Annotated in this window: 11 protein-coding genes and 2 pseudogenes; 6 read left to right on the top strand and 7 right to left on the bottom strand. The window is 40.2% G+C overall.

Annotated features, from left to right (window positions below):
• Nucleotides 1–106: 106 nt before the first annotated feature.
• The 3 genes and pseudogenes from SB028_RS20715 to lrp all read right to left on the bottom strand — a co-directional run.
• Nucleotides 107–1,891 (bottom strand): annotated as a pseudogene (locus tag SB028_RS20715) (DNA translocase FtsK); the annotation flags it as partial.
• Between the two features lie 476 nt (nt 1,892–2,367).
• Nucleotides 2,368–3,886 (bottom strand): annotated as a pseudogene (locus tag SB028_RS20710) (DNA translocase FtsK 4TM domain-containing protein); the annotation flags it as partial.
• A 132-nt stretch (nt 3,887–4,018) separates the two neighbouring features.
• Nucleotides 4,019–4,513, bottom strand: coding sequence for a leucine-responsive transcriptional regulator Lrp (gene lrp, locus SB028_RS06355; RefSeq protein ID WP_004244566.1), 495 nt, complete (start codon nt 4,511–4,513; stop codon nt 4,019–4,021).
• 546 nt (nt 4,514–5,059) lie between these two features.
• On the opposite strand from lrp, the gene trxB reads away from it, so the two are divergent.
• The 5 genes from trxB (at nt 5,060) to infA (ending at nt 10,937) form a co-directional block, all read left to right on the top strand.
• Nucleotides 5,060–6,019, top strand: a complete 960-nt coding sequence (gene trxB / locus SB028_RS06350; RefSeq protein ID WP_069368174.1) for a thioredoxin-disulfide reductase — start codon at nt 5,060–5,062, stop codon at nt 6,017–6,019.
• Nucleotides 6,020–6,160: 141 nt separating this feature from the next.
• Nucleotides 6,161–7,930 carry a heme ABC transporter permease/ATP-binding protein CydD gene (cydD, locus tag SB028_RS06345; RefSeq protein ID WP_069368173.1) on the top strand — a complete coding sequence of 590 codons (1,770 nt, stop codon included), beginning with the start codon at nt 6,161–6,163 and terminating at the stop codon, nt 7,928–7,930.
• 2 nt (nt 7,931–7,932) lie between these two features.
• Entirely contained in the window at nt 7,933–9,684 is a 1,752-nt protein-coding gene (gene cydC / locus SB028_RS06340) for a heme ABC transporter ATP-binding protein/permease CydC (RefSeq protein ID WP_069368172.1), read from the top strand.
• Nucleotide 9,685: 1 nt separating this feature from the next.
• Nucleotides 9,686–10,378 carry a leucyl/phenylalanyl-tRNA--protein transferase gene (gene aat / locus SB028_RS06335; protein WP_069368171.1) on the top strand — a complete coding sequence of 231 codons (693 nt, stop codon included), beginning with the start codon at nt 9,686–9,688 and terminating at the stop codon, nt 10,376–10,378.
• Between the two features lie 340 nt (nt 10,379–10,718).
• On the top strand, nt 10,719–10,937 hold the full coding sequence (gene infA / locus SB028_RS06330; RefSeq protein WP_004244560.1) for a translation initiation factor IF-1: 219 nt from the start codon (nt 10,719–10,721) through the stop codon (nt 10,935–10,937).
• 122 nt (nt 10,938–11,059) lie between these two features.
• Here infA and clpA read toward each other — a convergent pair whose 3' ends face one another.
• Nucleotides 11,060–13,351: an ATP-dependent Clp protease ATP-binding subunit ClpA gene (gene clpA, locus SB028_RS06325; protein ID WP_069368170.1), complete on the bottom strand. Its 2,292-nt coding sequence runs from the start codon at nt 13,349–13,351 to the stop codon at nt 11,060–11,062.
• 30 nt (nt 13,352–13,381) lie between these two features.
• Nucleotides 13,382–13,696, bottom strand: a complete 315-nt coding sequence (clpS, locus tag SB028_RS06320) for an ATP-dependent Clp protease adapter ClpS (protein WP_069368169.1) — start codon at nt 13,694–13,696, stop codon at nt 13,382–13,384.
• Between the two features lie 288 nt (nt 13,697–13,984).
• Here clpS and cspD point away from each other — a divergent pair, with 288 nt between their 5' ends.
• Entirely contained in the window at nt 13,985–14,194 is a 210-nt protein-coding gene (gene cspD, locus SB028_RS06315; RefSeq protein ID WP_023581298.1) for a cold shock domain-containing protein CspD, read from the top strand.
• Nucleotides 14,195–14,335: 141 nt separating this feature from the next.
• Here cspD and macB read toward each other — a convergent pair whose 3' ends face one another.
• Nucleotides 14,336–16,282 carry a macrolide ABC transporter ATP-binding protein/permease MacB gene (gene macB / locus SB028_RS06310; RefSeq protein WP_069368168.1) on the bottom strand — a complete coding sequence of 649 codons (1,947 nt, stop codon included), beginning with the start codon at nt 16,280–16,282 and terminating at the stop codon, nt 14,336–14,338.
• Nucleotides 16,282–17,391, bottom strand: coding sequence for a macrolide transporter subunit MacA (macA, locus tag SB028_RS06305; protein ID WP_069368167.1), 1,110 nt, complete (start codon nt 17,389–17,391; stop codon nt 16,282–16,284). The genes macB and macA overlap by 1 nt, the downstream gene beginning before the upstream one ends.
• Between the last annotated feature and the right edge of the window lie 61 nt (nt 17,392–17,452).

The raw sequence follows: 17,452 nt of genomic DNA, 5'->3' as shown, positions 1-17,452 counted from the left end.
AGCCTCGGCATGAGATAACGCCGACATAATGTCGGCGTATAAATTATTGATGATGTTGTGCAGATTACCAGCGATCTCATTAGCTGATAACTGTGTTTTCAAGATATTACATATCTGAAGGTGGTGGTGAAAGTACATCACGCGTATTGTTGTGATTTGGGGCACTCACAATACCTTGCATTTCCATCTGTTCCACAATTCTTGCTGCGCGGTTATAACCAATTCTAAATTGACGTTGCACACCAGAGATAGAAACACGTTGTTTTTCAACCACAAATTCTACAGCTTGGTCAAATAATGGATCAAGCTCTTCACCATCATCATATCCACCGCCACTATTGCCTTCACCATCTTCGCTACATTTTGTGATGGCTTCAATATATTGAGGACGACCTCGTGCTTTCCAGTCAGTTGCCACGGCATGTACTTCATCATCACTCACAAAAGCACCGTGAACACGTTCAGGAACAAAACCATTCGGTGCATAAAGCATATCCCCCATACCGAGTAATGACTCTGCACCACCTTGGTCTAAGATCGTTCGAGAGTCGATTTTACTCGATACAGTGAATGCAATACGGCTCGGAATATTGGCTTTAATTAAACCTGTAATAATATCAACAGAAGGTCTCTGCGTAGCGAGTACAAGGTGAATACCCGCTGCACGTGCTTTTTGTGCTAAGCGAGCAATCAGCTCTTCCACTTTCTTACCCGCTGTCATCATTAAATCAGCAAATTCATCAACGACAACGACAATATAAGGCTCTTTTTCCAATGTCGGTATTTCGGTTGCCATGCTATCGCTTGGTTTCCAGAATGGATCAGGAATAGGACGCGCCATTGCCTCGGCTTCTTTAATTTTTTCGTTATAACCTGCGAGATTACGCACGCCTAATGCTGACATTAGTTTATAACGACGTTCCATTTCAGCCACACTCCAACGCAAAGCACTTGCTGCATCTTTCATGTCGGTAACCACTTCTGTTAGAAGATGGGGGATCCCTTCATAAACCGAAAGCTCAAGCATTTTAGGGTCAATCATAATAAAGCGAACATCTTCTGGTTTCGCTTTATAAAGAATGCTGATAATCATCGCATTCACACCGACAGATTTACCTGAACCGGTTGTACCAGCAACAAGTAAGTGAGGCATTTTAGCCAAATTAGCAACAACGGGTTGACCACCGATATCTTTACCTAAAACCACAGTCAATGGAGAACGGCTATCACGAAATGCATCGCTATCTAACAACTCTCGCATATATACGGTTTGACGTTTCTTGTTAGGTAATTCCAGTCCTACATAAGGTTTCCCCGGAATAACTTCAACAATACGTACTGCAATAGCAGATAAGGAACGTGCTAAATCGCGTGATAAATTTGATATACGTGCAGCTTTTACGCCAGGTGCAAGTTCAAGTTCAAAACGAGTGATAACAGGCCCCGGCGAAATACCCACCACCTTAGCTTTTACACGATAATCATTCAGACGTGCTTCAATCAATTTACCCACTCGCTCAAGCTCAAACATATCAACAGGTTCTTCTTCTACTGGTGGTGTTGTGAGTAGATCCAGCGAAGGCATTGGTGTTGTTGGCTTTTGTAACGGCCTATCATTACGCATCAATAACGGATGAATTAAAGATTGCTGTTGCTGTTGCTGTTGCTGTTGCTGTTGCTGTTGCTGTTGCTGTTGCTGTTGCTGTTGCTGTTGCTGTTGCTGTTGCTGTTGCTGTTGCTGTGCAAAATGCTGAGCCATATTAGGCTGTGGCTCAATACGTGATTGCGATGCTATTTGGGGTGCAGCTTGTGGCGTAACAGGCTCTGAAACAATCGGTGTAAATATTGGCTCTATCGGATCTTCATCTAATAAATCATCAATTGGCGAGAATGCCTCTAATGCAGTGAGTTCTCTTTCTAGCTCGATTTTAGGGCTATACTCTTCCTCATCTTCATCACGAGGCGAGATTTGTAGAAAGGCATTGCTTGTTGGATATTCAACTTTTTTCTCAATAGTCTGCGTCGGTTGTGCAGATTGTGACGCAAATGAATGTTGAATATGAGGTTGATAACCCGTTGTTGCTTGCAATGAAGGGGCTGGTGTTGATATTTGAGGTAAAACATCATCTTCGTCATCATCTAACGAAACATCATCACCATAGCGATCCTGTAATTGTTGCTTAAATTGTGCGGCTAATTGTTTCTGATATTGCTCATCTTCATCAATATCATTGTTATTCTCTTCAGTAGAAGAGAATGTATTCGCGGTAACCGTTGGCTCATTATGATAATCATCTTGTTGATGACTAACTGAAGATATTGGTGTTGTCATATTTGGCTGATAGGATCCAATAATCTCTTCAGGATCAGCACTATCGCTCTCACCATAACGTTCGCGTTGCTGTTCGAGAAATTGCTGACGCAACGCTTGTTCAAAATTCGCTTGTTCTTGAATATCAGCTAATTCATCTTCTGGTTCAAATTGAACGGCTTCCTCACGACGACGCAATTCAGCTTCACGCTGTGAAGGTATATGAATGCCATAAAGCTCTCGACGTGTTGGCAATCGCACTGGATTTGGGCGTGGTAATTCAGGGCCTAATCCTTGTTTAACTTGAGAGCCATAATTAACAAAAGCACTAGTCGCTACACCAGTAGCCACCGTAGCAGCTTGTGTTAAAGGATCTGTATCAGGGGCTAGCGAAGAAAATGTCGGTTCAATACTGGCTGGTATAATACGCTCTGTTGATACAGATGACGGCTGTGCCATAGGTCCATTTTCTGATGGCACCACAGAAGGTGGATTATCTTCTGGTATTAAGTCAGCGGAACCTTGAGGAACATTAACGTCTGATTGAAATTCTTTCTTCAAGAAGGCTTCAGGAATATCAAAACGGTAATGCTCTGGTTCTTCCTCTTTATGCGCTGGTTGTGAAACCATGGCGGACACAAGAGGATCAGTTTGCGTCAATACTTGCGTTTGCTCATCTGCTATTTCATTTGTTGCTGAGAATGAGGGCAAATCATCTTCTTGTTCTACTTTTGGTTCTGCTTTTGGTTCTGCTTTTGGTTCTGCTTTAGGTTGTAATATTTCTATCTCTTGCTCTTGCTGACGAGCTAGCTCAAGTGCTGAAGGCGCAGAAAATAAAATATCATCGCTCTCTTCTGTTGTTAATTCAGATTGCTGACTTTCTTTTTGATTTGAGTTATCAACTAGTTCTGTAATAACGTCTTGAGTCTCTTCATCTTCCTCATAATCAGCTTCATTTCGACCTCTGTTGGTAATAAAGCCCACGCATCCTAAAATAACGGCACCAATTTTTTCTGTGATTGTTAGCCAAGACCAGCCCGTAAAGAGTGTAAAGCCAATTGCCCAAACAGATAACAAGGCAAGAGTAGCACCTAAAACATTAAACCACGGCAATAGCGCTTTGCTGAACAAACTTCCAATAACACCACCAGAACTGAAATTATAGATATCATCAAAATTAAGATCAGCCAATGCGCAAGAAGTCAAGATCAGAGCCAAAGCACCAATCGTGCGAAGTGCAAGAGAAAAGAAGTCGGTGTACTCACGGTTTTGTTGGTAGCGTAGAGAATTCCAGCATCCAAAAACCACGACAACAGGAATTGCATAGGCCAGTAAACCAAATGCAGAAAATAGAATATCAGCTAACCATGCTCCGATACTGCCGCCTAAATTTTGAATAGGCTCATTCCAAGTGGTTTGTGACCAGCTAGGATCAGAGGGATGAAAACTAAGTAATGAAACCATTAAAAAGATAGCACCAATGCCGATAAGGATGAGAATAGCTTCCCAAATACGGCGGCGGTTGCTTATCTTTGTTAAACGAATATTTTTATCTTCTGTATATTCCTGGCTCAAAGAGGGCTCTCCAGGTTTAACTTAGGGTGAATTAAAACGGAACAACGCTGAGATACCCCAGCGTTGAAACTGTATGCATAAACAGGAGTGTACCTAACTTTTTCCTGCTTTGCACCAACCTATTAAGTTGACTTAACGAGTTTTAATTACAAGGCGGTTACTTTGTTTAACTTCTTCCATAACCACGTATGTACGTGTGTCATTAACACCTGGAAGACGTAATAGTGTTTCGCCTAGTAATTTACGGTAAGCGGACATATCAGGTACACGAGTTTTCAACAGATAGTCAAAATCACCAGAAACTAAATGGCATTCTTGGATTTCTTCAAGTTTTTGAACAGCCATATTAAACTGTTCGAAAACATCTGGTGCACCACGGTTTAAGGTGATTTCCACAAATACCAATAATGAAGCATCTAAGTAATGTGGGTTTAACAGTGCAGTATAGCCAGAAATAAATCCTTGGCGCTCTAAACGACGTACACGCTCTAAACAAGGTGTTGGTGATAAACCTACACGTTTAGACAGCTCAACGTTTGAAATACGACCATCTTTTTGAAGCTCATTTAGAATATTCCGGTCTATTCTATCAAGATCTTTACCCGGACGTTTTTTATTATCAATCATCACTATACTCTCTTTCTCTTTTTCTCTTACTTTATTTTCCTATACCCATACCTGTGTACACCTTCAGCATCACTGTCGAAACTTCGGTATCAAACGGTCAGAGCAAACTACCAATCTATTTCCTTTTAATACCAGATAAAAATTCTATTTTATCCAAATACCCATTAGGAAATATCGCAAAATAACTACCCTACACCCTGTCTGTCTAAAAAATAATACGCGTAACATCCGAGGATAATTATCTTTAACAATCATGTTTTCGCAAATGTACAGCGGATTGTCAAAGCAAATGAGTAAAAATCAGAACAAGGCGCTATGTTATTCTCTATATACGCAAGATAAACATCAATTGTAAAGCAAAATGTTTCAGGTTAATTCGATGATGTTAGCCCAATATAACTCTATAATTATTAAACTATATTAGTATTAACTATTGCTAAAATAGCTAAAATATTATGTCTATTTCTCGTCATTGGCTTTTTTTAACGTCTTATTTCTCCTACAATCCCTCAATTCGCATCACGCCTAATCAGAGATGAGGTATACATGAACACCATCAAACATAGCAAACTTATTATTTTAGGTTCTGGCCCTGCGGGTTATACTGCCGCCGTTTATGCTGCAAGAGCAAACTTAGAACCAGTACTGATTACGGGTGTTGAAAAAGGCGGTCAGCTGACTACAACAACAGAAGTTGAAAACTGGCCCGGTGACCCAGAGGGATTAACAGGTCCTGGATTAATGGACCGCATGTTTCAGCACGCTGAAAAATTTAATACAGAGATTATCTCTGACCATATTAATAAAGTCGATCTGAAAAACCGTCCATTCCGCCTATTTGGCGATGAGCAAGAATATACGTGTGATGCATTAATTATCGCAACAGGTGCTTCTGCACGTTATATCGGTTTACCTTCAGAAGAATCTTTTAAAGGCAAAGGCGTTTCTGCTTGTGCAACATGTGACGGTTTTTTCTATCGTAACCAGAAAGTTGCTGTTGTCGGTGGCGGAAATACCGCTGTGGAAGAAGCACTTTATTTAGCTAATATTGCATCAGAAGTTCATCTGATCCACCGCCGTGATGCATTCCGTTCTGAAAAAATCTTAATTAACCGTCTAATGGACAAAGTAAACAGTGGCAATATTATTTTGCATACTGATCGTACCTTAGACGAAGTTCTTGGCGATGATATGGGTGTAACGAAAGTTCGCTTAAAAGATACTAAGAGCGATAAAACCGAAGAATTAGATGTTATGGGTGTCTTTATCGCTATTGGCCATAGTCCTAATACCGCTATTTTTGATGGTCAATTAGAACTGGACAATGGTTACATCAAAGTGCAATCAGGTACTCAAGGTAATGCAACACAAACCTCTATCGAGGGTGTTTTTGCAGCTGGTGACGTCATGGATCACATTTATCGTCAAGCAATTACCTCCGCAGGTACAGGCTGTATGGCGGCTTTAGATGCCGAACGTTACTTAGACGCACTAAAATCCAACTAAAATCCTCACTTCCTTTCAAGGCGCTATTTCAGTAGCGCCTTTTACCATGTAACATACTAGCTTGGTTGCCAAAGCGTATAACTACTTACCCTTGGCCTTTCTGATACTTTGTATCTCACCTGCAGATTTGAATCTTTTCTTATGGATAAAACTAAACAAAGTGAATTGGTTCGATGGCTGAAACAGCAAAGTGCTCCAGCCCGTCGATGGCTACGGCTATCAATGATCCTAGGTGTTGTAAGCGGTTTATTAATTATTGCACAAGCATGGTTATTAGCCGTTTTACTTCAAGCATTTATCATGGACAGTTTGAGTCGTGATACGCACATACCTACCTTTCTCACCCTTATTGGTATTTTTATCTTACGCGCTGTGGTGATGGCGATACGGGAACGTGTAGGTTATCGCTGTGGTATGGCGGTCAGACAACAAATTCGTAAAATTGTTCTTGATAGACTTGAAGAGCTAGGCCCTGTCTGGGTTAAAGGCAAACCCGCAGGAAGTTGGGCAACAATTATTCTAGAGCAAATAGAAGATATGCAAGATTACTATGCGCGCTATATCCCGCAAATGTATCTTTCTGCTATTGTTCCTCTCCTTATCCTTATCACCATCTTCCCTGTTAACTGGGCTGCTGGCTTGATCCTATTTTTCACCGCCCCACTGATCCCATTATTTATGGCATTAGTTGGATTAGGTGCAGCAGATGCTAATCGTAGAAACTTTCTCGCATTAGGCCGTTTAAGTGGTAATTTTCTCGATAGATTAAGAGGGTTAGATACATTACGATTATTTAACCGTGGTCATGCTGAAGTTAAACAGATTACGGAAGCAACAGAAGATTTCCGCAAACGTACCATGGAAGTGTTAAGAATGGCATTCCTTTCATCAGGCGTATTGGAATTCTTTACTGCTGTTTCTATCGCTGTTGTAGCTGTTTACTTTGGTTTTTCTTACTTAGGTGAACTTAATTTCGGGAGTTATGGTTTAGGAGTGACACTTTTCTCAGGCTTTTTAGCGCTGATCTTAGCCCCTGAATTTTTTCAACCTCTACGTGATTTAGGTACTTACTATCATGCTAAAGCACAAGCCATTGGTGCGGCTGAATCTCTGGTCGAATTTTTAGAAGCCGAAGGTGAAAAACCACAATTCACAGGCAATGAGCGTATCAATACAACAGAGAGTATTAAAATAACCGCTCATGAGCTAGAAATTCTATCGCATCAAGGTGTCAAACTTGCGGGTCCATTAAACTTTACCATTAACCCTAATCAACGAATTGCAATTGTCGGTCTAAGTGGCGCAGGCAAAAGCTCGTTATTAAATGCGTTGCTTGGTTTTTTACCTTATCGAGGTTCATTAAAAGTTAATGATATTGAATTGACGCAACTCTCGCCTGAAGCATGGCGTCAATGCTTAAGTTGGGTTGGTCAGAATCCTAATTTACCCGAACAAAGCTTGCTGGATAATATTCGCTTAAGCCAGCCTAATGCCAGCAATGAACAAATCAACCTAGCCATTGAAAAAGCGTATGTCAGCGATTTTATTAATGAGTTACCTGACGGCTTAAATACGATTATTGGCGATGGTGCTGCACGCCTTTCTGTTGGTCAAGCTCAGCGTATTGCTGTTGCTCGTGCTCTATTGTCTCCTTGTCAATTTTTGTTATTAGATGAGCCTGCTGCAAGCCTTGATTCTCATAGTGAACAACGTGTGATGCATGCACTTAATAACGCCTCATTAAATCAAACGACCTTACTGATTACACATCTACTCGAAGAAACATTCGGTTACGACCAAATTTGGGTGATGGAAAAAGGCCAAATTATTGAAACGGGCACTTATGCATCGTTAAGCCAACAGAACGGCACTTTTGCTCGCCTTCTTGCTCATCGTAAAGAGGAACTTTAATCATGAGGGTATTGCTTCCTTTTCTGGCGCTTTATCGCCGTCACTGGTTTATGTTACTGCTGGGAATTATTCTTGCTATTCTGACGTTACTGGCGAGTATTGGTCTTTTAACACTATCAGGCTGGTTTTTAGCAGGGACATCTCTTGCGGGGTTTGCGGGAATTTATAGTTTTAACTATATGCTACCCGCGGCAGGCGTTCGAGGTGCTGCAATTTTTCGTACCGCAGGTCGTTATTTTGAAAGACTTGTCAGTCATGACGCAACATTTCGCGTATTATCGCACCTACGTGTATTCACCTTTAAAAAGATCCTCCCGCTTTCACCGGGTGGAATAGCGCGTTTTCGTCAAGGTGAGTTACTGAACCGCTTAGTGGCTGATGTTGAAACACTCGATCACCTTTATATTCGCGTTATTTCCCCTATCATTGCCGCTTTTGTTGTCATTATGGCAATTATGTTTGGCCTTGGCTTAATCGATGCTCGTTTAGCCAATACGCTAGGTGGCATTATGCTTACCTTGCTGATTGTTTTGCCTTTCGTATTCTACTACGCAGGAAAGCCTATTGGACGTGATCTCACCGATTTACGAGGTCAATATCGCACAGTACTTACCAGCATGTTGCAAGGACAAGCCGAACTCACTGTTTTTGGTGCATTACCTCGTTTTAGGCAAAATTTAGCGCAACTTGAAGCTAAATGGCTGCGTAGACAAGCTCAACAAGCAAACTTAACCGGTTTATCACAATCATTAATGATCCTCGCATCGGGTCTAACAGCGACATTAATTCTATGGCTGGCGGCGGGAGGTATCGATAATAGCTTTATGCCAGAAGCATTAATTGCCTTATTTACGTTCTGTGCATTGGCAGCATTTGAGTCATTAGCGCCTGTTACTGTCGCTTTCCAGCATCTAGGACAAGTAATGACATCAGCAACGCGTATTTCTCATTTAATTGAACAACAACCTGATGTCACTTTTCCTGAAAAAGGAGGAGAATCCAACAATCACGCCACACTGACAATGCACGATATTTGTTTTACTTATCCAAACCAACCAATGCAAGTCATCAATCATATTGATTTAACGATTGACGCAGGACAACACATTGCCTTATTAGGAAAAACAGGTTGTGGCAAATCGACACTATTACAGTTGATCAATCGCGCTTTTGATCCGACTCACGGCACGATCAGTTTAAATAATGTGCCTATTGCTAATTATGATGAAGCGACATTACGTTCAATGATGTCAGTTGTCCCTCAACGCGTTCATGTCTTTAGCCACACATTAAGAGAAAATCTATTAATGGCAAAAGAACAAGCAACAGATGAAGAGCTTGAACAGGTTCTTCAGCAAGTTGGTCTTGGACAACTACTTGAAAATGATGAAGGCTTAAATGCATGGATGGGTGATGGTGGTAGGCAGCTCTCTGGTGGCGAGCAGCGACGTTTAGGACTTGCAAGAGCCCTACTCCACAATGCACCTCTTGTATTGCTTGACGAGCCAACAGAAGGTCTTGATGCCGATACAGAACAGCAGATCCTTACACTCTTACATCAGCATTGCCAAGGTAAGACGGTATTAATGATCACCCACAGACTTCATGGTTTAGATAAAATGGATAAAATCTGCGTTATGGATGGCGGTAAAATCGTTGAAACAGGCACCCATGCTTCGTTATTACACCAACAGGGGCATTATGCTAAGTTTCACCAAAGACAAGCGCTATTAACACCAACTCACGAGGCATAATATGCCATTGTTTCAATTAGATGATAGTGATTTGGATTTTCCAGAACCTCATTTAGCGTTAAAAGAGCCTAATGGTTTATTAGCAATAGGGGGAGAAATCTCCCTTGCACGATTACGTATTGCCTATCAATCGGGTATTTTTCCTTGGTATTTCCCTAACGAGGAACCGCTATGGTGGTCACCCGACCCAAGAGCGGTTTTATCGGCGGGTGATTTGCATATTGGGCGTAGTTTACGTAAATTTATTCAGCGCCAGAATTATAAAATTACGTTAAATCATGCCTTTGCTTCAGTTATTGAAGCATGTTCTGTACGTGAAGAAGGAACATGGATAGGTCCTGATATAAAAACAGGTTATAACGCGCTTCATCAACAAGGTGAAGCTCACTCTGTTGAGGTTTGGGAAGATGATGAACTCATTGGAGGATTATATGGTGTAAACATCGGCGCCGTTTTTTGTGGCGAATCTATGTTTAGCCGTAGAGATAACGCATCTAAATGTGCCTTTATTGCTTTTTATAACCATTTTCTTCGTTATGGGGGTCAACTATTTGATTGTCAGGTGCTAAACTCTCATACTGCCTCATTAGGCGCCACTGAGATTTCACGTGAACATTATTTAGTTGCGTTAGCTCGTTGGAAAAAAGTGATTATTGATAAAAAGTGTTGGTATCAGCAATCGTTGGAATTATAATCACTGCTTGTTTTTGTAAAGCCCTTCTTAATTTAAGACAGAATCGAGAAGATCATTCTGTTATTTATGCAAAAAGGTTTATACAAAAATTTTATCTTGCACACCCATTATGTGGTTAGGGTGTTGCTATTTTATTGCTACAAATACCACAAAACAAAGAATTACGACTTCTGTTATTACTTTTTATTTCACAAAGTAAAACGCAAGTTGCGGTAAGGATGTTAAGTGCAATAGCAAGGTGAACACCATTGCTTCCCAATAACATTCCTTTACATAGGACAATATTTTCGGCATTATCTTGCCGTTTAAAAAATATGGTTATTAAAACTTAGAGGATTAGATGGCCAAAGAAGACAACATTGAAATGCAAGGCACTGTACTGGATACTCTGCCAAACACGATGTTCCGTGTAGAATTAGAAAACGGACACGTCGTTACCGCTCATATCTCAGGAAAAATGCGTAAAAACTATATTCGTATCCTGACAGGCGACAAGGTTACCGTTGAGCTGACCCCATATGACCTGAGCAAAGGCCGTATCATCTTCCGTAGCCGTTGATCCCAATCTGTTCTCTCCCGCTATTGTCATATAACGGGTGAAAAAAACACCACAGGCAAGGCATTTATCGATGCTCACCTGTGGTGTATGCTTTTATAGCTTAGTCAGATTAACCGCTATCCTTAGATAACGGTGTCTTCATTCTTAGCCAGTTTCTCTTGGCTAATAAACTCATAATTCAATTTATCTGCCAGCTTATCAAGCGTCACAGAAACTGAACCACCATTGACAAGAGAACCAAATAAAATCTCATTAGCTAATGGTTTTTTCAAGTTATCTTGAATAACACGCGCCATTGGTCTTGCACCCATCGCTCTATCATAACCTTTATGACACAACCATTGACGTGCTTCTTGGCTAACTTCTAGCGATACCCCTTTATCATCTAACTGCACTTGTAGTTCAACAATAAATTTATCCACAACCATAGAGATAATTTCTGGTGATAAGGCATTAAACCAAATAATACTATCTAAACGGTTACGAAATTCGGGTGAGAAAGCTTTTTTGATTTCAACCATCGCATCAGTGCTGTTGTCTTGCTCTGTAAACCCAATCGATTTACGTTGCGTTTCACGCACACCGGCATTGGTTGTCATCACTAAAATGACATTACGAAAATCAGCTTTACGACCATTATTATCCGTTAATGTGCCGTTATCCATTACCTGCAACAGAATATTGAATACATCAGGATGTGCTTTCTCGATTTCATCAAGTAACACAACGGAATAGGGATTTTTGATAACAGCGTCTGTTAATAATCCACCTTGGTCAAAACCAACATAACCTGGAGGCGCACCAATTAAACGACTGACCGTATGCCTTTCCATATATTCCGACATATCAAAACGTAGCAATTTAACATTCAACGCTTTTGCTAACTGTACAGTGACTTCCGTTTTACCTACCCCAGTAGGACCTGCAAATAAGAACGAGCCCACGGGTTTATTCTCTTGACTTAATCCTGCACGACTCATCTTAATCGATTCAGATAAAGCATGAATTGCTTGATCCTGACCGAATACCAACATTTTTAATTGGTTATCAAGATTTTTCAGTATTGATTTATCACTGCTAGAAACTGTTTTTTCCGGAATACGTGCAATTTTAGCGACGACCGACTCAATATCTGAGACATTAATCGTTTTTTTACGTTTGCTTGGAGCTATTAAACGTGTTTTTGCACCTGCTTCGTCAATAACATCAATCGCTTTATCAGGTAGATGTCTATCCGTAATGTATTTTACAGATAAGTCCACCGCAGCCTGAATCGCTTTATTGGTATAACGTACATCATGGTGTGCTTCGTATTTCTGGCGCAATCCTTTGATGATCAAAACCGTCTCATCTGGAGAGGGTTCAGTGACATCAATTTTTTGGAAACGACGCGCGAGCGCCCTGTCTTTTTCAAAGATATTGCTAAATTCTTGATAAGTCGTAGAGCCTATAACACGAATTCGACCACCAGATAACAATGGTTTAATTAAGTTTGCGGCATCAACTTGTCCCCCAGATGCTGCTCCAGCACCGATAATGGTGTGGATCTCATCAATAAATAAGATGCTTTTTTCATCTTTTTCAAGGGTTTTCAGTAATGCTTTAAACCGTTTCTCAAAATCGCCACGATATTTTGTTCCCGCTAATAACGAACCAATATCGAGTGAATAAATAGTGTAACCTTTCATCACATCAGGCACATCATCTTGCTCAATACGCCATGCAAGCCCTTCTGCGATAGCTGTTTTACCGACACCTGATTCCCCCACTAATAAGGGGTTATTCTTCCGACGACGGCATAATACTTGGATAGTTCTTTCTAATTCAGCTTGGCGCCCAATTAGGGGATCAATTTTACCTTGGCGAGCTAACTGATTAAGGTTAGTGGTAAAATTATCCATATGATCGTCACCTTGAGGCATCTCTTGCTGAGATTGTGCGTTCATATCATTCATGTCAGAAAGATCTTCGTTTTGTTGATCTTCTTTTGAAATACCATGAGAAATAAAGTTAACGACATCAAGACGACTAACATCGTGTTTACGTAATAAGTAAGCTGCGTGAGATTCTTGTTCACTAAATATAGCCACCAGCACATTAGCACCTGTGACTTCATTTTTACCCGATGATTGAACATGAAAAACAGCGCGCTGTAATACACGCTGAAAACTCAGCGTTGGCTGTGTTTCTCTGTCCACATTTTCAGGTAGAATTGGGGTTGTTTTACGAATAAAGACTTCAAGTTCTTCGCGTAAGACTGCCAGATCGACTTTACAAGCTTCCAATGCTTCGCGTGCCGATTTATTACTTAATAGCGCCAACAACAGGTGCTCTACAGTCATAAATTCGTGTCTGTTATCACGGGCTTTCGCGAATGCAACATTAAGACTCAGCTCTAATTCGTGATTAAGCATAAGCACCTCCTCCTTAAAAGACTAACCGGATCATGCCTGTTCAAGAGTACACAAAAGTGGGTATTCGTTTTCTCTTGCATACAGATTAACTTGAGCCACTTTTGTTTCGGCAATATCCGCACTATAAACCCCACAAACTCCTTTTCCTTTATGATGAACGTCCAACATAATTTGCGTTGCTTTTTCCTCGCTAAGAAAAAAATACATCGTAAGCACTTCTACAACAAAATCCATGGGAGTGTAATCATCATTATTCAAGATCACCTTATACATTGCTGGTGGCTCATTTTTCTGATGAACATCATCCCTTAACGTGGTTTCTGTTAAAAAATCAAACTGACCCATTGTTTTGCATTACTCATAGTTTTGTTAAACATCACTTTCAATTATGACATTTAGTTTACCATCTCACAGGAAAGTCTGCCTATCAACGCTTTTTTATTCCTTCTTTTTACATTCAAAAAATGACAAAGCGTTAGCTACATCAAAATTTCATCTACTCGAAACACTTTCTATCCCCTCCACCTCTTGACGATTGAAACAATAAAATAGAGTATGTTTTATGAACAGCTCAGTAAATATACTGAAAGTGATGTTAAACAAATAAATACAAGTATATGAGAGAAGCTAAGTATGGAGACAGGTACAGTAAAGTGGTTCAATAATGCAAAGGGTTTTGGTTTTATTACCCCAGCAAAAGGTGGCGATGATATTTTTGCCCACTATTCAACAATCAGAATGGAAGGTTACCGCACACTTAAAGCGGGACAGAAAGTTAATTATAGCACGATAAAAGGGCCTAAAGGTGATCATGCTGACCTTATCATTCCTATTATCGAATAAAAGGTAAATACAGCATAGATTAACCCAATAAAAATACCTTTTGCTCACGATAACGTACTCTAGTTAAATAGAATGCCTAACTCATTCAAATAAAAGCCCTTTATAATTTAAGGGCTTTTATCTTATCGTTTGAGTTATTCTCTATTCACGCGCAAGGGCATCTATTGGATTCATTTTTGCTGCATTTCTTGCGGGTAAAAATCCGAAAATAACACCAATGGCCGTCGAGCAAATAAAAGCACTCACTAATGCAATGGGTTGAAATACAAAATGCCAATCAGGCAACATAACACTAGCCACCATCGCAATACCAAATGAAAGGCCTATTCCTAATAATCCACCAACTAAACAAACCAACACAGATTCGATAAGGAATTGTTGCATCACATCACTCGCTCTAGCCCCCACCGCCATTCTAATACCTATTTCTCGCGTTCTTTCCGTTACTGAAACCAGCATAATATTCATTACACCAATCCCACCGACGACTAATGAAATAACGGCCACTAAAGTGAGAAACAGTTGCATTGTTTGTGTTGTGCTTTCAGCGGCCTTAATAAAACTATCAAGGTTATAAGTAAAAATATCTTTTTTACCGTGTCTGATCGTTAATAAACGGATAATTTGTTGCTCCGCAACACTGGCGTCATAACCTTCAGTAGCTCTTACTGTAATACTATCAAGATAACTTCGATTTAAAATACGACTATTTAATGTGCTATAAGGCACCCATACTTTGAGCGATTGACCATTGCCAAAAGCCGATTTCTTTTCAGCAATAACACCAACAATTGTAGAGGGAATATTGCGAATAATAATTTGTTCACCAATAACCTCTTTTTGAGTAGGAAAGAACCGCTGACGGGTATTTTCATCAATAACGACAACTTGAGCTTGCCGCTGGATCATATCAGGTGTAAATGAGCGGCCTTGTGAAAACTTCATCGCATACACAGTAAAATAATCATCACTAACCCCTGTAACAGATGCAGGCGAATCTTGGTTTCCACGGCGTAATCGTGTACTAAATTGTACTTGTGGTGTAACCGCTTGTACGTAAGATTGTTGCTTTAAAGCGAAGACATCTTGCAGTGTTAACGATTGTCTATCTTCTGGTGAATCACTACCAAAGTCTTTCCCTGGATAAATATCAATTGTATTCGAGCCAATCGCCTTTATATCTGCCAATACCATGCTTTTAGCAGCATCCCCAATGACAATAATCGTAACAACAGAGGCTATACCGATAATAATGCCGAGCATCGTTAGCAACGTGCGTATTTTATTCACCACCATTGCGCGCCTAGCCATATCTAATGCTTGTGTAAAACGCCCGAATATTTGCCCTAAATAGGGAGAAGCTAAAGCCGTTGTTGTCTCTTTTTTTACTTTATTTACCGTTATTTGATGGCAATTATCATTAATAATTTTACCATCTTTTATTTCTATAATTCGCTCTGCCTGTGCTGCAATTAAAGGATCATGAGTAACGATAATAACCGTATGCCCTTGTTCATTTAATTGTTTAAGAATAGACATCACCTCTTTACCAGAATGGCTATCTAATGCCCCTGTGGGTTCATCAGCAAGAATGACTTCACCACCGTTCATTAATGCTCTAGCAATACTTACACGCTGTTGCTGACCGCCAGAGAGTTGATTGGGGCGATAATCAACACGATCGCCTAATCCTAAGCGCGTTAAGAGCTCGCGAGCCCTCTCTTTTCGTTGAGCGGCATTTTTATCTGCATAAATCGCGGGAATTTCGACATTCTGTTCTGCACTTAAATGCGCCATTAAATGGTAGCGCTGGAAGATAAAGCCAAAATGCTCACGGCGTAATGCAGCAAGCTGATCACCTTCCATTTTCGCAACACTTTGCCCTGCCACTTTATATTCACCGCAACTTGGTTTATCTAAGCAGCCTAAAATATTCATTAAAGTCGATTTTCCAGAGCCAGAAGCGCCAATAATCGCCACCATTTCTCCAGCATTAATCGTTAATGAAACTTTATTGAGAACAACCGTTTCTTCTTCACCATTGGTATATAAACGGCTAACCTCATTGAGCTCTAATAATGCAGGCATCATGCATCTCCTGAAGCTTCACCCAGAATAACCTCATCGTTTTCTTTCAATCCGCTGAGAACTTCTGCATAAACATCAGTACGCATACCTATTTTTACTGTACGCTTTTCTGGCTGACCATTAACCAATACATCAACATAATATTCATTAATTCCTGCATCATCACCTAATACAGAAAGTGGAACGAGAAGCACATCTTTCTTATTTTCGATAAGAATTTTAACTTGCGCAGTCATTTGTAAACGTAATAAATGTTGTTCATTAGGTACTTCAAAACGGGCATAGTAAAAAATAGCATCATTAATTTTTTCAGGTGTAGGCAAAATATCTTTCAATTTACCGCTGAAAGCTTTATCTGGTGCACCTAAAACCGTAAAAGAGGCGCTAAGATCCGGCTTTAAATAAATGACATCCGCTTCTGATACTTCTGCCTTTACTAACATGGTGTCTAAATCAGCCAACGTTAAAATAGTCGGTGCTTCTTGTGCTGCAATTACCGTTTGGCCTTCAAGGGTTTTAATAAAGGTCACAACCCCATCCATAGGCGCGGTTATCCGTGTATATTGCAGATTCGTTTTTGCAGTATCTAACGTCGCTTGATTCTTTTTAATTTGTGCTTGATAAGTGATGATGCGTGCTTTTTTTACTTCGACATCGGTTTTAGTGCGATCAAGCTCATCTTGTGCAATAGCATGAGTGCCAATGAGTTTTAATTGACGTTGATAAGTTAATTGCGCTAAACGTAATTCGGCCTGTGCTTGTTGAAGATTAGCTTTAAGCTCATTACTTGTTTCTTGAGATTCAGTGACGTCATTTTGCGCTTTTTTAGGATCTATAATGGCGAGTAAGTCCCCTTTTTTAACCACATCCCCTTCTTTTACAAAGAGCGATTGTAATTGACCACTGACTTGTGCCCCCACATCAACTTTACGCACAGCATCTAGTTTACCTGTTGCGGTGACTTCTTTTGACAGATCACCTCGCGTGATCTGCTGTGTTTGATATATCGGTGCCTTCTCTTTTGGCAAAAAAAAGTACGTGCCAATAGCGGCAACAATTAAAATAAGGGTGAGCACTCTCCCTCGCTTTTTTAAAGATAAAAAAGCCATACGTTTTCCTTTTCAAACATAGAGATATAATAAATCATACAAAGCGTTAGCTATGAGGTTT

Origin of the sequence: Proteus vulgaris (genome assembly GCF_033708015.1) — a bacterium.
Lineage (GTDB): Bacteria > Pseudomonadota > Gammaproteobacteria > Enterobacterales > Enterobacteriaceae > Proteus.
This window is presented reverse-complemented; position numbering and strand designations above follow the sequence as displayed.

Excerpts from the sequence above, each read along its gene's own strand:
- lrp (WP_004244566.1), bottom strand. The coding sequence starts at position 4,513 with ATGATTGATAATAAAAAACGTCCGGGTAAAGATCTTGATAGAATAGAC.
- trxB (WP_069368174.1), top strand. The coding sequence starts at position 5,060 with ATGAACACCATCAAACATAGCAAACTTATTATTTTAGGTTCTGGCCCT.
- cydD (WP_069368173.1), top strand. The coding sequence starts at position 6,161 with ATGGATAAAACTAAACAAAGTGAATTGGTTCGATGGCTGAAACAGCAA.
- cydC (WP_069368172.1), top strand. The coding sequence starts at position 7,933 with ATGAGGGTATTGCTTCCTTTTCTGGCGCTTTATCGCCGTCACTGGTTT.
- aat (WP_069368171.1), top strand. The coding sequence starts at position 9,686 with ATGCCATTGTTTCAATTAGATGATAGTGATTTGGATTTTCCAGAACCT.
- infA (WP_004244560.1), top strand. The coding sequence starts at position 10,719 with ATGGCCAAAGAAGACAACATTGAAATGCAAGGCACTGTACTGGATACT.
- clpA (WP_069368170.1), bottom strand. The coding sequence starts at position 13,351 with ATGCTTAATCACGAATTAGAGCTGAGTCTTAATGTTGCATTCGCGAAA.
- clpS (WP_069368169.1), bottom strand. The coding sequence starts at position 13,696 with ATGGGTCAGTTTGATTTTTTAACAGAAACCACGTTAAGGGATGATGTT.
- cspD (WP_023581298.1), top strand. The coding sequence starts at position 13,985 with ATGGAGACAGGTACAGTAAAGTGGTTCAATAATGCAAAGGGTTTTGGT.
- macB (WP_069368168.1), bottom strand. The coding sequence starts at position 16,282 with ATGCCTGCATTATTAGAGCTCAATGAGGTTAGCCGTTTATATACCAAT.
- macA (WP_069368167.1), bottom strand. The coding sequence starts at position 17,391 with ATGGCTTTTTTATCTTTAAAAAAGCGAGGGAGAGTGCTCACCCTTATT.